Raw genomic sequence first — 15,097 nt, 5'->3', positions numbered from 1 at the left:
CGGCCCGCGCGCCGCAGCGCCGCCGCGGCCACGCGGTGCCCGGCGCGCGCGTCGGCGGCCAGGTCGGCGCTCGTGGCGTCGGGGTCGTCCGGGCGCCAGCCCCGCTCCCGGGCCCAGCGGACCAGGGACGGGCCGCTCGCCACGGCCTCCAGGCACCCGCGTCCCCCGCACGGGCACGGCGGCCCGTCGGGCTCGACGACGATGTGACCGACGTGCCCGGCGTTGCCGGACGCCCCGTCCACGAGGCGGCCGCCGAGCACCAGTCCGCCGCCGACGCCCGTCGACACCACCATGCCGAGGACGTTGTCGCGGCCCCGTCCGGCGCCCCGCCAGTGCTCGCCGACCGCGACGCACACCGCGTCGTTGTGCACACGTACCGGCAGCCCGGGGTAGCGTTCGCGCAGCCGCCGGCGCAGCGGGAACCGCCGCCAGGCCGGGACGTTCAACGGCGACACCTCGCCGTCCGGCCAGGTCATGGGGCCGACGCAGCCCACCCCCACCCCGGCGAGCGGCGGGGCGCCCGCGTCGGCGTGCACGGCGTCCAGCAGGTCCGCCAGCGCCTTCCACAGCACCTCGGGGCTCTCCTGGGCCAGGGTGGGCGTGCGGCGGTCCGCGACGATGCGGCCGTCGCCGTCCACCACGGCCGCGGCGATCTTCGTGCCGCCGATGTCGACGGCCAGGACCGTCGGCGCGTCGGCCCGCTCGCCCGCCCGCCCGGTCACCGGCTCAGTCACCGGCCCCGGAAGGGCCGAACGCCAGGATCGACGCGGTGAAGCCGTGCACGTGGTTGCGCCCGGCGACCGGGCCGATCTCCCCGGCGGCGAAGAACCCGCTGACGCCCGCGGATCCGAACGCGCGGGTCAGCATCTTGGCGTCGTGGTCGGAGTCGGGGAACATCGCCCGGCCCCGCCCGTTGCAGGAGAACAGCAGCGCCCCCTCCACCGGGTGCAGGTCGAACCGTTCCAGCAGGTCCGCGAGGTCCTGGTCGGCGGCCCCCGCGTCCCGCACCTGGAACCGCACGGTGCGGCCGACCTCGACCACGTCGCCGATGGCGATGGCGCCGCTGTCGGTGTCGGCGCCCACCACCCCGCGCACCAGGAAGTCGCCGTACTCGTGCTCGTCGGCGTACTCGTCCATGGCCAGGCCGATCAGCAGGCCGCGCCCGGCCAGCTCCTGCTCCTCCTCGGGCAGGCCGAGCACGATCTGCTCCAGTTTGTCCAGCGCCGGGGTGCCCGCCAGCTCGTACACCAGGTTGTCGTCGGCGCGGGTCACCACCATGTCCGGGCCGATCGGCCGGGCGCCCTGGCTGACCACGGTCGCCGCGGACACCGGCCCGCCGAGCACCACCCCGACCGCGCCCGAGTCGTGCACCTGGCCGTCGACGAACAGCCGGGTCGCGCCGCGGCCGCCGCCGTCGGCCATGCCGCCGATCAGCGGCAGCCCGGGCAGGGCCTCCGCGGACCGTTCCACGAACGCGTCGACGGGGAAGGAGTACGGGTCGGCCAGCAGCACGCCGACCACGTCGTCGTCGCGGGTCTCCGGCATGCCGACCACGACCAGGCGGTCCTCGGCCCGGAGCGTCTCCAGCCGGAACGGCTCCAGCCGCGCCCCCGGCAGCTCGGCCGCCCACGCGCTGACGGCCTGCTCGTCCTCCACCCCCCGGCCGCCGCCGATCACCCCGGTGGCGCTGCAGCCCACGGCGACGCGGGCGCCCGCGCCCCGCATCGCCCGGCGCGCGGCCTCCTCGACCTCGTTCGGGTCCAGCCCGGACACGAACAGGCACAGCAGGTCCGGGCGGCGGCTCAGCGGGGCGATCGCCTGCTCGACCGCCGACTCGGCGGCGGCCGCCAGGTCGGCGCCCACGGCCAGCCCGTCACCGACGCGCGTCATCGGCGCCCCCTCCCTCGTCCGCGGCGTCCCGCGTGTCCCAGTGTCCGGGGTTCCCGCACCGTCGTGCGTTCACCCTTCCAGTCTCCCCCGCGCCCGCCCGCGTTCCCAACCCCTGTTTCGGGGGTGCGACGGCGCGCGTCCGCGACGTAGTGTCGATCGCGTGCGTCCTTCCACACCACCAGACACCACGCGGGGCGGGCTGCGGGAGAGCGGCCACGTCCACCGGTCGGTGAAGGCCGAGATCCGCAAGAACCTGCTCGCCCGGCTCCGCTCGGGCGAGCCGCGCTTCCCGGGCATCGTCGGGTTCGACGACACCGTGCTGCCGCACGTGGAGCGGGCCCTGCTGGCCGGGCACGACATGGTGCTGCTCGGCGAGCGCGGGCAGGGCAAGACGCGGCTGATCCGGACCCTGTCGGGCCTGCTGGACGAGTGGACCCCGGTCGTCGCCGGCTGCGAGATCAACGACCACCCGTACGCTCCGGTGTGCGTGCGCTGCCGCCGCCTCGCCGACGAGCTGGGCGACGACCTGCCCGTCACCTGGAAGCACCGCGACGAGCGGTACGGGGAGAAGCTGGCCACCCCCGACACCGGCGTCGGCGACCTGATCGGCGACGTCGACCCGATCAAGGTGGCCGAGGGCCGCACGCTGGGCGACCCCGAGACGGTCCACTTCGGCCTGGTGCCGCGCACCAACCGGGGCATCTTCTGCATCAACGAGCTGCCCGACCTGGCCGAGCGCATCCAGGTGTCGCTGCTCAACGTGCTCGAGGAGCGCGACGTGCAGGTCCGCGGCTACGCGCTGCGGCTGCCGCTGGACATCCTGCTGGTGGCCAGCGCCAACCCCGAGGACTACACCAACCGCGGCCGCATCATCACGCCGCTGAAGGACCGGTTCGGCGCCGAGATCCGCACCCACTACCCGCTGGAGCTGGACACCGAGCTGGAGCTGATCCGGCAGGAGGCCGACTTCGACTTCTTCGTCGGGGACGGCTCGCCGCTGTCCGCGGCGGCGGCCGAGCTGCCCGCCGAGGTGCCGGCCCACCTGCTGGAGGTCGTGGCCCGGTTCACCCGGCTGGTGCGCGAGTCGACCGCGGTGGACGCCCGGTCCGGGGTGTCGGCGCGGTTCGCGCTGGCAGGCGCGGAGACCGTGGCCGCCGGGGCGGTGCGGCGCGCCGCGCTGACCGGGGAGGAGCACGCCGTGGCCCGGGTGTGCGACCTGCCCGCCATCGTCCCGGCGCTGATGGGCAAGGTGGAGTTCGAGGTCAGCGAGGAGGGCCGCGAGCAGGAGGTGCTGGAGCACCTGCTGCGCCGGGCGATCGCCGAGACCTGGCGGCGCGCCCTCGGCGGCGCCGACCTGTCCGGGCTGCTGGAGAAGTTCGACGCCGGGCAGAGCGTGGAGTCCGGCGAGCTGGTGCCCGCCGCCGAGCTGCTGCGCCGCATCGGCCACGTGCCCGGCCTGGCCAAGATCATGGAGCGGCTCGGCATGACCGGGGAGTCGCCGGGGCAGGCGGCCTCGGCGCTGGAGTTCGTCCTGGAGGGGCTGTTCCTCACCCGCCGCCTGTCCAAGGAGACCGCGCCCGGACGCGGCGACGGCACCGCCACGTACCGCACGTGACCGTCCCCGAGAGCCTGGGGGTTCGATGAGCCGCTACCGGTACGGGGCCTACCAGGGCGGGCCCGACCCGCTGGCCCCGCCGTACGATGTGCGGGCCGCGCTGGACGCGATCGGCGACTCGGTGCTGGAGGGCACCCGGCCCGAGGAGGCGCTGCGCGAGCTGCTGCGGCGCGGCCTGCCGGGCGCGCAGGGCCGCCGCGGGCTGGACGACCTGCTGCGGGAGGTGCGGCGGCGGCGCCGGGAGCTGCGCCGGCGGGGCCGCCTGGACGGCACCCTGGAGCAGGTCCGCGCGCTGCTGGACACCGCGATCGGGCAGGAGCGGGCCGCGCTGTTCCCCGACCCGAGCGACGAGGCCCGGCTGCGCGAGGCCGAGCTGGACGCCCTGCCGTCCGACACGGCGCAGGCGGTGCGGCGGCTGGCCGACTACGACTGGCGGTCGGACGCGGCCCGCGCCACCTACGAGCAGATCAAGGACCTGCTGCGGCGCGAGGTGCTGGACGCCCAGTTCCAGGGCATGAAGCAGGCCCTCGCCGGCCAGGACCCGCAGGCCCTGCGGCGCGTCAAGGACATGATGGCCGCGCTGAACGACATGCTCGACAAGGACGCCCGGGGCGAGCACACCCAGGAGGACTTCGACCGGTTCATGCGGGAGTACGGGGACTTCTTCCCGGAGAACCCGAAGAACCTCGAGGAGCTCGTCGACCAGCTGGCCCGCCGCGCCGCCGCCATGCAGCGCCTGCTGGACTCGCTGACGCCCGAGCAGCGCGCCGAGCTGGCCGGGCTGATGGACCAGGTCATGCGGGACGCGGGCCTGGCCCTGGAGATGACCCGGCTGACCGACGCGCTGCGCGCCCGCCGGCCCGACCTGGCCTGGAGCGGGCAGGAGCAGATGACCGGGCAGGACCCGCTCGGCATGGGCGACGCCACCACCGCGCTCGCCGAGCTGGCCGACCTGGCCGACCTGGAGGCCGCCCTCGCCCAGGACTACCCGGGCGCGCGGCTCGACGACATCGACGAGGAGGCGGTCCGCCGCGCGCTGGGCCGCCAGGCCGTCGACGACCTGGCCCAGCTGCGCCGCATCGAGGCGGAGCTGGAGCGCCAGGGCTACCTGCAGCGCCGCCGCGGCGGCCTGGAGCTGACCCCCAAGGCGGTGCGCCGCCTCGGCGAGACGGCGCTGCGCCGCGTGTTCGCCCGGCTCTCCTCCGGCCGGCAGGGCGACCACGACCAGCGCGACGCCGGGCAGGCCGGAGAGCTGACCGGCTCCAGCCGGCCGTGGCGGTTCGGCGACGAGCAGCCCCTCGACGTCGTCCGCACGGTGAGCAACGCGATCCGCCGCAGCGCCATGGAGGGCGCCGCGCCGGGCCGCGGCGTGCGGCTGCACGTCGACGACTTCGAGGTGCAGGAGACCGAGCGCCGCACCGCCGCCGCGGTGTGCCTGCTGGTCGACCTGTCGTACTCGATGGTGCTGCGCGGCACCTGGGCGGCGGCCAAGCAGACCACCCTGGCCCTGCACACCCTGGTGACCACCAAGTACCCGCAGGACGCGATCCAGATCATCGGGTTCTCCAACTACGCCCGGGTGCTGCACCCCGCCGAGATGGCCGGGCTCGACTGGGACATGGTGCAGGGCACCAACCTGCACCACGCGCTCATGATCGCGGGCCGCCATCTGGACCGGCATCCCGACTTCGAGCCGATCGTGCTGGTGGTCACCGACGGGGAGCCGACCGCCCACCTGCGCCCGGACGGCCGGTCGCTGTTCGACTACCCGCCGTCCCCGGAGACCCTGGTGCTGACCCTGGCCGAGGTCGACAAGATGACCCGGCGCGGCGCCAGCCTCAACGTGTTCATGCTGGCCGAGGACCGCCGCCTGGTGTCGTTCGTGGAGGAGGTCGCCCGGCGCAACGGCGGCCGGGTGTTCGCCCCCGACGCCGACCGGCTCGGCGAGTACGTGGTCAGCGACTACCTGCGGGTGCGCCGCCGGCGCCGCTGAGAGGGCCCCGTACTAGTGTCTGAGCCATGTCGACGACCGACCGGCTGCTGCTCTTCCTCCACATCGGGTTCGCGATCTTCACGTTGGGGCCGCTGACCGCCGCCACCATGGCCAGCCCGCGCTACATCCGCAAGGGCGACGTGGTGGTGCTGCGCTACCTGATCCGGATCACCCGCATCTACGGGCTGGGCTCGCTGGGGATCTTCCTGTTCGGGCTCTTCCTGGCCAAGGGCCGGTTCGACCAGATGTGGCTGTCGGCGTCCATGACGCTGTTCGTCGTGGCCCTGGTGCTGTTGCTGCTGGTCGAGCGCGACCAGCGCAAGGCGGCGCACGCGCTGGAGCTGGCGCGGGCCGAGGGGGCGGCGTCGGCGGCGCCCGCGGAGGAGGCCGGCGAGGCCCAGGCCGCGCGGGACGCCGACGCGGGCGGCTCCGGGACGAAGACCGGCCAGGCGGACGCCGCGCCGTTCGAGCACGTGGCGCAGGTCGAACGCGGCCGCATCGCCGCGCTCTCCGGCGTGGTGGCGCTGCTCTGGCTGGTGATCCTCGTCCTGATGATCTGGAACGGATGATCCGGAACGGCTGACGTCGCGGCCGGGCGGCGCCCGGCCGCGCCGGCTCAGCGCGCCGTCCGGTCCTTGAGGAAGGACAGGATCCGCGGGTAGACGCTCGGGTCGTTCATCAGCTCGAGCCCGTGCATGCGGCCCGGCACCGTGGCCACCGTGGCGGGCACGCCCGCGCGGTTCAGCGCCCCGGCCAGACCGGTGCTCTGCGTCCGCGGGACGAACTCGTCGGAGCCGTGCATGAGCAGCATGGGCGCGTCGCCCGCCGAGGCGTGCGCGGCCGCGCTGGAGTCGTCCACCTTCGGCCAGCAGGCGGGGTTCTCCGGACCGGGGCGGCAGCCCAGCAGGGTGACCACCGCGCGGCGCAGCTTGCGCTGGCCGGGCGAGGCGGTCGGCCCGCCGCCGACCTGGTAGGCCAGGTAGGGCGTGTTGACGGGGGACAGCGCGACCACCCCGCGGACGCGGCGCGCGCCGTCGCCGTGGGCGCCGAGCTGGCTGGCCAGCAGCCCGCCCGCCGACGAGCCGATCACCACGATGTTGTCCGGGTCGACGTTCCAGCGCCGGGCGTTGCGCTTGACGTAGGCGAGCGCGGCCTCGGCGTCGTCGCGCTGGGCGGGCCAGGCGGCGGTCTGCGCCAGCCGGTAGTTGGCGGCGAAGACCGCGTACCCCTGCGTGGTCAGGCGGCGCGCGAAGTACTTCCAGCCGCTCTTGTCGCCCTCGAGCCAGTAGCCGCCGTGCAGCAGCAGCACGCCCGGGCGCGGCCGCTCGGCCTGCCGCCGCCGCTGGGTCCCCGCCGCCTGACCGGAGGCCGACGACGGCCGCCAGTAGGCGTCGAGGCGCTGGCGCGGGGCGGGCCCGTAGGCGTAGGTGGCCGTGCGCGGCGGCGTGGGCGTCACCATCACCGCGCGCGCAGACGTCACCGAGTCGGTGTCGGTGTCCGCGGAGGCCGCCGCCTCCGGCGAGTCCGCGGGCTGCGACGGCGCCGACGACCCGGACACGCCGGACTCGGGCGGCGAGGGCACCGCGGGCGACCCGGAGGGGGGCGCCTCCACCGTGGCCGATCCGCCGGGCGGCGGCGTCGGCGCGGCGGCCTCGGCCGCCCCGCCCGGAACGGCGACGGCAGCGACGCAGGTCGCCGCGAACGCGGCCCCGCTCACCAATGCCTTGCGCACCCCGGACCCTTTCTTTAAGAGATCTTGGTGCGCACATCATATAAAGCGCTTGCGCGCGGCGGCGGGCCAATGCGGGACGGCGCCCGTCAGTCCAGCGCCCGTCAGTCCAGCGCCCGCCGCAGATCGTCCAGCAGGTCCGCGACGTCCTCGATGCCGACCGACAGCCGCACCAGGTCGGCCGGGACCTCCAGCGGCGACCCGGCGGCCGACGCGTGGGTCATCCGCGCCGGGTGCTCGATCAGCGACTCCACTCCGCCGAGCGACTCGCCGAGCGTGAACAGCTTCGTCCGCTCGCACACCCGGACGGCGGCCTCCTCCGAGCCCATCCGGAACGACACCATGCCGCCGAAGGCGCGCATCTGCTTGGCGGCGACCTCGTGACCGGGGTGGTCGGGCAGCCCGGGGTAGAGCACCTGCTCGACCGCCGGGTGCGCGGTGAGCATGTCGACCACGGCGGCGGCGTTGGCGCAGTGCCGGTCCATCCGCACCGCCAGCGTCTTGATCCCCCGCAGCGTCAGCCAGGCGTCGAACGGCCCGGCCACCGCGCCCATGGCGTTCTGGTGGAACGCCAGCCGCTCGCCCAGCTCGGCGTCGGCCGTCACCAGCGCGCCGCCGACCACGTCGGAGTGGCCGCCCAGGTACTTGGTGGTGGAGTGGACGACCACGTCGGCGCCCAGCGTCAGCGGACGCTGCAGGTAGGGCGAGGCGAAGGTGTTGTCGACCACCAGCAGCGCCCCGGCCTCGTGCGCGACGCCGGCCAGCGCGGCGATGTCGGCCACGCCGAGCAGCGGGTTGGTCGGCGTCTCCACCCAGATGATCTTCGTTTCGGGACGGACGGCGGCGCGCACCGCCGCCACGTCGTCGAGGGGCACCGGGTCGTACGCCAGGCCCCAGCGCTCGAGCACCTTGGCGAACAGCCGGTACGTCCCTCCGTAGGCGTCACCGGGGATGACTGCGTGGTCGCCCGGCGCGCACACGGTCCGCAGGAGGGTGTCCTCGGCGGCCAGCCCGGAGGCGAACGCCAGCCCCCTGGCTCCCCCTTCCAGCGCGGCCAGGCATACTTCCAGCGCGGTACGGGTCGGGTTGGCCGAACGGGAGTACTCGTAGCCGCCGCGCAGCCCCCCGATGCCGTCCTGCTTGTACGTCGAGACCTGGTAAATCGGGGGCACGACCGCCCCCGTCGCCGGGTCGGGCTCCTGCCCGGCGTGAATGGCCAGCGTCTCGAATCCCTGGTGAACCTCGTCGTCCATGAGCACGAGGCTATCCGCCCTCGGCCACTCCTTCGGGAGGAGGAGGTCCCCCGCAGGTATCACCGCCCAATTCGCCTCGGGGGTTGAACACTTCTCAAGGAGCGATCTTTACGGTTGAAGCGTATCCAGAGAGGCTGACCGATCCCGTCCGACGCCCCCGGCACACCGGACGGGGCCCGGCTCGGCGAGCCGCGTGCTCGCCCAGCTCCGCTTTCCCCCAGTCGAAGGAACGCGCATGTTCGCACGCCTGGCCCGCGTGGTGGTCAAACACCCGTGGCTGACGCTCCTGACATGGGCGGTGGCCTGGGTCGCCATCGTCTTCCTGTCCCCGACGCTGAAGACCGAATCCGATCAGGGCGAGTTCCTGCCGTCCTCCTACGAGGCCGTGCAGGCCGCCGAGCTGGCCAAGAAGGCGTTCCCGCAGCAGGCCGACGCCACCACCCTCATCGTGGTCAAGCGGTCCGACGGCGGGCAGCTCACCGCGGCCGACAGCGCCAAGATCTCCCAGGCCGCGCAGGCGCTGACCGCCAAGAAGTACCCGACCGTCCAAGGGTTCCTGACCGGCCCGCAGACGATGGCCCCCAAGCGGGACCTTCAGTTGATCACCGTCCCCATGAAGGGGATGAGCCCGGAGGAGCAGACCAAGCAGAGCGAGGCGGTCAAGGACATCCGCAAGGACCTGCCGGGCGTGCTGGGATCCGGGCTCACCGCCAAGGTCGGCGGTGACGTCGCCACGTTCACCGACAACGAGGACTCCTTCCAAACCTCGCTGGTCCTGGTGAGCGTCGGCACGTTCGTGCTGATCATCGGGTTGATCCTGCTGATCTTCCGGGCGCCGATCGCGGCGGTGCTGCCGATCATCGTGATCATGCTGACCGAGGCCATGGCGAACGGCCTCATCGGCGCGGCCTCCCGGCTGCTGGACTTCACCGGCGACGACAGCCTGCAGATCATCATGACGATCGTGCTGTTCGGCATCGGCGCCGACTACTACCTGTTCGTCCTGTTCCGGTACCGGGAGCGGCTGCGCGCCGGCGACGACAAGAAGACCGCGATGGTCGTCGCGATGGAGCGGGTCGGCGAGGTCATCGCCTCCGCCGCGGCCGCGATCGCGGTGACCTTCCTGGTGCTGATGCTCGCCTCGTTCGGCATCTTCGCCGCGTGGGGCCCGTCGCTGGCCATCGGCGTGCTGGTCATGGGCATCACGTCGCTGACGGTGTTCCCGGCGATCGTGTCGCTGCTGGGCCCGGCGGTGTTCTGGCCGTCCAAGTCGTGGAAGCGGCAGCCGCGGGCCCGCGTCTCCGCCGGTCTCGGCCGGCTGGTCGGCCGGCGCCCGGCGCTGGTCGCGCTCGTCTCCGGCGCGCTGCTGGCCGCCCTGGCGGTCGGGGCGGTCGGCTTCAAGTCCGACTACGACTTCCAGGCCAGCTTCCCGGACAACACCGAGTCCGCGCGGGCCATGAAGGAGATGCAGAGCGCCTTCCCGGCCGGCCTGACCAAGCCCGTCCAGGTCTACCTGCAGTCCGAGAACGGGCAGCCCATCCCCAAGCAGACGATCGAGTCCTTCCGGCAGCAGGCCCGGTCGCTGCCCGGCGTGGGCGGCGTGCAGCCCGCCCAGCCCTCCCCGGACGGCAAGGTCGTCCAGGTGGACCTGCTGCTCAAGCAGAACCCCGTCTCCAACGACTCGATCAACCTGGTCAAGGACGAGCTGCGGCCCGCCGCCCACAAGATCACTCCGGAGGGCACCCGCATGCTCGTGGGCGGCGAGACCGCCATCTACGGCGACATCAACAAGGTCGTCAACCGCGACCTGTCGGTGATCCTGCCGGTGGCGGGGGTGCTGATCGCGCTGATCCTGCTGCTCCTGCTGCGCTCGGTGGTCGCCCCGCTGTACCTGGTGCCGGCGGTGCTGCTCGGCTTCGCCGCCACCATGGGCGCCGCGGTGTACGTCTTCCAGGGCCTCCTGGGGCAGGCCGGCGAGATCTTCCACCTGCCGATCATGCTGTACCTGTTCGTGCTGGCCATCGGGACCGACTACAACATCCTGATGACCGCGCGGCTGCGGGAGGAGGCCAAGGAGGGCCGCGATCCGCGCGGCGCCGCCGCCCTGGCGGTGCAGCACGGCGGCCCCACGGTCGCCGCGGCGGGACTGATCCTGGCCGGGACGTTCTCGGTGATGCTGGTCGCCGAGGTGTCGATGCTCCAGCAGATGGGCTTCTCGATCGCCATGGGCATCGCCCTGTCGGCCTTCGTGATGTCGGTCTTCCTCGTGCCGGGCGTCACCGCGCTGATCGGCCATCGGGCCTGGTGGCCGGGGTACCGGGCGCGTCCCGTCCCCGCCGGGAAGGCCGACCCGGAGGAGGAGTTCGCCGGAAGCGGGGCCCGCGCCTAGCGGCCCCCGCCCGGCGGCCCGCCCCGGGCCGTCTCGGCCCGGGGCCCGGCCCCGTGACCGTGAGAGACGTTGGGCCGCGGATCGCCGGTCGACCAAGCCGCCCACACCGCCGGCGGGCCGCGGCCCAACACCCGGGGAAGGAACGAAGCGCCGGAGCCCCGCGCGGGGCCCGGCGCTTCGTCGTTCCGTGCGCCGGCGCGGCCCCGCGCATCGGGGACGCCGCCGGGCGACGGCTCAGCTCGCGAGGAAGGCGAGCAGGTCCTGGCGGGTGAGCAGGCCCTTGGGCTTGCCGTCGACGAGGACGACCAGCGCGCCCGCCTTCTCCATGACCTCCACGGCCTTGCTCACCGGCTCGCCGGACCCGACCGTCGGCAGCGGCGCGGACATGTGCTTGTCCACGCTGTCGCCGAGCGAGCCGCGGTCGCGCACCAGCACGTCCAGCAGGTCCCGCTCGGCCACCGAGCCGACCACCTCGGCCGCCATGACCGGCGGCTCCTCCTTCATCACCGGGAGCTGCGACACCTCGTACTCCCGCATGATCGAGATCGCGGTCTCCACGGTCTCGTGCGGGTGGACGTGCACGAACTCGGGCAGCTGCCCGCCCTTGCGGTTCAGCACCTCGCCCACCCGGGCCTCCTCGGTGGAGGGGGTGAGGAAGCCGTAGTCCGCCATCCAGTCGTCGTTGAAGATCTTCGAGAGGTAGCCGCGGCCGCCGTCGGGCAGCAGCACCACGATCACCGCGTCCTCGTCGGCCTCGGCGGCGACCCGCAGCGCGGCCGCCACCGCCATCCCGCAGGACCCGCCGACCAGCAGCGCCTCCTCGCGGGCCAGCCGCCGGGTCATGGTGAACGACTCCTTGTCGGAGATCGCGATGACCTGGTCGCAGATCGTCCGGTCGTAGGTCTCCGGCCAGATGTCCTCGCCGACGCCCTCGACCAGGTAGGGGCGGCCGGTCCCGCCCGAGTACACCGAGCCCTCGGGGTCGGCGCCGATCACCTTGACCCGTCCGCCGGAGGCCTCCTTGAGGAAGCGGCCGGCGCCGCTGATCGTGCCGCCGGTGCCGATGCCCGCGACGAAGTGCGTGATCCGCCCGTCGGTCTGCTCCCAGATCTCCGGGCCGGTGGTCTCGTAGTGCGAGCGCGGGTTGTCCGGGTTGACGTACTGGTTCGGCTTCCAGGCCCCGGGGATCTCCGCGGCCAGCCGGTCCGACACCGAGTAGTACGACTCGGGGTGCTCGGGCGGCACCGCGGTCGGGCACACCACGACCTCCGCGCCGTACGCGCGCAGCACGTCCAGCTTGTCCTTGGCGACCTTGTCCGGGCACACGAAGACGCAGCGGTAGCCGCGTTCCTGCGCGACGATGGCCAGCCCCACCCCGGTGTTGCCGGAGGTCGGCTCGACGATCGTGCCGCCCGGCCGCAGCTTGCCGGACTTCTCGGCGGCCTCGATCATCCGGACCGCGATGCGGTCCTTCACCGAGCCGCCGGGATTGAAGTACTCCACCTTGGCCAGCACCTGTGGGCGCAGCCCGGCGGTGACTTTCCGCAGCCGGACGAGCGGGGTGTCGCCCATCAACTCGACCAGCGAATCGTGTACCTGCACCGCGACATCCTTGTCGAATCACTTCGTCACATCCCTGTTCAACCAGCGTGTGCCGCCCGGGGCAGGGATGTGGCTTCGGATAGATTCCAATTCTTGACGGTAGCCCAGTAAGACGGCGACGGGCACGTTCCGGTGACCCGGACGCGCCCGCCAGTTACGGAGGGTTAACGTACGATGCTCAGAGCGTTGACGGCACGCCGGATCGCGACGGCGGCCGCCTACGGGGGCGGGGGCCTCACCGCCCTGGGCGGCTTGACCTTCGCACTCATCGTCGTCGAGGCCAAGCTCGCCCGCCGGATCATTCAGGCCAGGCCCAACGGCGACCCGCCGGTCGCCGACGGCCTGTACGGGGGCGGTGCGGCGAACGCCGAGGCATCGGCGGAGCCGCTGTCGTTCGTGATGCTGGGCGACTCCACCGCGGCGGGGCTGGGCGTCCACGAACCCGACGAGACGCCGGGGGCGCTGCTGGCCGCGGGCCTGTCGTCGATTGCCGGGCGTCCGGTGCGGTTGACGAACGTGGCGCTGTCGGGCGCCCGTTCCGAGGCGCTGCACGGCCAGGTGGACAAGGCGTTGGCCGCCCGTCCCGACATCGCCGTGATCATGATCGGCGCCAACGACGTCACCGCCCGCGTGCCCGCGGCCGAGTCGGTGCGGCACCTGGCCGCGGCCGTGGAGCGGCTGCACGCCGCGAACTGCAAGGTGGTCGTCGGCACCTGCCCCGACCTGGGCACGGTGCAGCCGGTGATGCAGCCGCTGCGGTGGATCGCCCGGCGCGCCAGCCGCCAGCTCGCCGCCGCGCAGACCATCGCCGTGGTGGAGCGCGGCGGGCGGACCGTGTCGCTGGGCGACCTGCTCGCCCGCGAGTTCGAGGCCGACCCGCGCGAGATGTTCAGCGCGGACCGCTACCACCCGTCCGCCCGAGGCTACGCCGCGGCGGCCGCCGCCGTGCTGCCGTCGATGGCCGCCGCCCTGGGGCTGGAGCCCGAACCCGAGGTGCTGCCCGACGTGCGGCGCGGCCGGGGCGTCCTGCCCGTCTACCTGGCCGCCGCCGAGGCGGCCGAGGAGCCCGGGACCGAGGTCGCGGGCACCCGGGTCGAGGGCCGCGAGCGCGGCCCCCGGGGCCGCTGGGTCACCCTGCTGCGGCGCCGCCAGGTGCCCCAGGCGGCCGAGGAGTCCGGCGGACCCGCGGCGGTCAAGCCCGGCGTCGCCTGATGCGGTGGACCAGGTCAGGCGCCGCCTGACCTGGTCGCCCGGGATTAGAGCCGCGTTCGGACGGCGGATCGAGGCCTGTTACATTGCACGTGACCAGCGGGTAACGACCGGCATCGGCCGCTGAGACGAGGAGATCCGCAATGCCCGAGGCTGTCATCGTCGCGACCGCGCGCTCCCCCATCGGACGCGCCTTCAAGGGGTCCCTGAAGGAACTGCGTCCCGACGACCTCACCGCCGAGATGATCAAGGCGGCCATGGCCAAGGTGCCGCAGCTGGACCCGGACCAGGTCGACGACCTGCTGCTCGGCTGCGGCCTGCCCGGCGGCGAGCAGGGCTACAACATGGCCCGCGTGGTGGCGGTGCTGCTCGGCTGGGACCGGGTGCCCGGCGCCACGATCACTCGGTACTGCTCGTCGTCGCTGCAGACCACCCGGATGGCCTTCCACGCCATCAAGGCGGGCGAGGCCGACGTCATCATCTCGGCGGGCGTGGAGATGGTGTCCCGGTTCGCCAAGGGCAGCAGCGACGGCCTGCCCGACACCCGCAACCCGATCTTCGACGAGGCGGTGGAGCGCTCCGCCAAGCGCGCCGAGGGCGGCGCGGACGTCTGGCGCGACCCGCGCGAGGACGGGAAGATCCCCGACATCTACATCGCCATGGGGCAGACCGCCGAGAACGTCGCCCAGCTGCGCGGCGTCTCCCGCAAGGCGCAGGACGAGTTCGGCGTCCGCTCGCAGAACCTCGCCGAGAAGGCCATCGCCAACGGCTTCTGGGCCACCGACATCACCCCGGTCACCCTGCCCGACGGCACCGTGGTGGACAAGGACGACGGCCCGCGTCTCGGCACCACGTACGAGAAGGTGGCGGCGCTGAAGCCGTCGTTCCGCCCCGACGGCACGGTCACCCCGGGCAACTGCTGCCCGCTCAACGACGGGGCCGCCGCCGTGATCGTCATGAGCGACACCAAGGCCGCCGAGCTGGGCATCACCCCGCTGGCCCGGATCGTGTCCACCGGCGTGTCCGCGCTCTCCCCCGAGATCATGGGGCTGGGCCCGGTCGAGGCGTCCCGCCGGGCGCTGGCGCGGGCGGGCATGACGATCGACGACATCGACCTGGTGGAGATCAACGAGGCGTTCGCCGCGCAGGTGCTGCCGTGCGCCGAGGACCTCGGCATCGACCTGGACAAGCTGAACGTCAACGGCGGGGCCATCGCGGTCGGCCACCCGTTCGGCATGACGGGCGCCCGCATCACCTCCACCCTGATCAACTCCCTGCGCTTCCACGACAAGCAGTTCGGCCTGGAGACCATGTGCGTGGGCGGGGGCCAGGGCATGGCGATGGTGCTCGAGCGGCTGTCCTGAGCCCGCCGGCCGCGGGCCGCGAACGATCCGGCGGCGCGCGGCGCCCGTCCGCG

At 73.6% G+C, this 15,097-nt stretch carries 11 protein-coding genes; 6 read left to right on the top strand and 5 right to left on the bottom strand.

Features of this window, described 5'->3' with window-relative positions:
• Nucleotides 1-734: ROK family protein (locus AR3_RS26785; RefSeq protein ID WP_245637931.1), on the bottom strand; the 734-nt coding region annotated here is incomplete at its 3' end.
• On the bottom strand, nucleotides 727-1,890 hold the full coding sequence (locus tag AR3_RS26780) for an FIST signal transduction protein (protein WP_067918080.1): 1,164 nt from the start codon (nucleotides 1,888-1,890) through the stop codon (nucleotides 727-729). The genes AR3_RS26785 and AR3_RS26780, both read right to left, overlap by 8 nt.
• Before the next feature lie 160 nt (nucleotides 1,891-2,050).
• On the opposite strand from AR3_RS26780, the gene AR3_RS26775 reads away from it, so the two are divergent.
• The 3 genes from AR3_RS26775 to AR3_RS26765 are packed head-to-tail and all read left to right on the top strand — an operon-like array spanning nucleotide 2,051 to nucleotide 6,067.
• On the top strand, nucleotides 2,051-3,505 hold the full coding sequence (locus AR3_RS26775) for a sigma 54-interacting transcriptional regulator (RefSeq protein ID WP_067918078.1): 1,455 nt from the start codon (nucleotides 2,051-2,053) through the stop codon (nucleotides 3,503-3,505).
• Nucleotides 3,506-3,530: 25 nt separating this feature from the next.
• Nucleotides 3,531-5,498 carry a vWA domain-containing protein gene (locus AR3_RS26770; protein WP_067918076.1) on the top strand — a complete coding sequence of 656 codons (1,968 nt, stop codon included), beginning with the start codon at nucleotides 3,531-3,533 and terminating at the stop codon, nucleotides 5,496-5,498.
• A 26-nt stretch (nucleotides 5,499-5,524) separates the two neighbouring features.
• A complete protein-coding gene (locus tag AR3_RS26765; RefSeq protein WP_067918075.1) occupies nucleotides 5,525-6,067 on the top strand; it encodes a hypothetical protein in 543 nt (180 codons plus the stop codon).
• A gap of 47 nt (nucleotides 6,068-6,114) precedes the next feature.
• On the opposite strand, the gene AR3_RS26760 is transcribed toward AR3_RS26765, so the two are convergent.
• Together AR3_RS26760 and AR3_RS26755 are read right to left on the bottom strand one after the other, a co-directional pair.
• Nucleotides 6,115-7,230: an alpha/beta hydrolase gene (locus AR3_RS26760; RefSeq protein WP_227022949.1), complete on the bottom strand. Its 1,116-nt coding sequence runs from the start codon at nucleotides 7,228-7,230 to the stop codon at nucleotides 6,115-6,117.
• Between the two features lie 101 nt (nucleotides 7,231-7,331).
• The gene (locus AR3_RS26755; RefSeq protein WP_067918092.1) at nucleotides 7,332-8,480 is read right to left on the bottom strand and encodes a cystathionine gamma-synthase; all 1,149 of its coding nucleotides are present in this window, start codon (nucleotides 8,478-8,480) and stop codon (nucleotides 7,332-7,334) included.
• A gap of 235 nt (nucleotides 8,481-8,715) precedes the next feature.
• On the opposite strand from AR3_RS26755, the gene AR3_RS26750 reads away from it, so the two are divergent.
• Nucleotides 8,716-10,869, top strand: coding sequence for an MMPL family transporter (locus AR3_RS26750; protein ID WP_067918074.1), 2,154 nt, complete (start codon nucleotides 8,716-8,718; stop codon nucleotides 10,867-10,869).
• Nucleotides 10,870-11,103: 234 nt separating this feature from the next.
• Here the strand turns inward: AR3_RS26750 and AR3_RS26745 are convergent, their stop codons facing one another.
• Complete coding sequence (locus AR3_RS26745; RefSeq protein WP_067918073.1) at nucleotides 11,104-12,471, bottom strand: cystathionine beta-synthase; 1,368 nt, start codon at nucleotides 12,469-12,471, stop codon at nucleotides 11,104-11,106.
• 174 nt (nucleotides 12,472-12,645) lie between these two features.
• Here AR3_RS26745 and AR3_RS26740 point away from each other — a divergent pair, with 174 nt between their 5' ends.
• Nucleotides 12,646-13,683, top strand: a complete 1,038-nt coding sequence (locus AR3_RS26740; protein ID WP_067918072.1) for an SGNH/GDSL hydrolase family protein — start codon at nucleotides 12,646-12,648, stop codon at nucleotides 13,681-13,683.
• A gap of 140 nt (nucleotides 13,684-13,823) precedes the next feature.
• On the top strand, nucleotides 13,824-15,044 hold the full coding sequence (locus tag AR3_RS26735; protein ID WP_067918070.1) for an acetyl-CoA C-acetyltransferase: 1,221 nt from the start codon (nucleotides 13,824-13,826) through the stop codon (nucleotides 15,042-15,044).
• Nucleotides 15,045-15,097: the final 53 nt, after the last annotated feature.

Origin of the sequence: Actinomadura rubrobrunea NBRC 15275 (assembly GCF_001552235.1) — a bacterium.
Taxonomy (GTDB): Bacteria; Actinomycetota; Actinomycetes; order Streptosporangiales; family Streptosporangiaceae; genus Spirillospora; species Spirillospora viridilutea.
The sequence above is the reverse complement of the archived record's forward strand: the minus strand, read 5'-3'. Positions and strand labels throughout refer to the sequence as shown.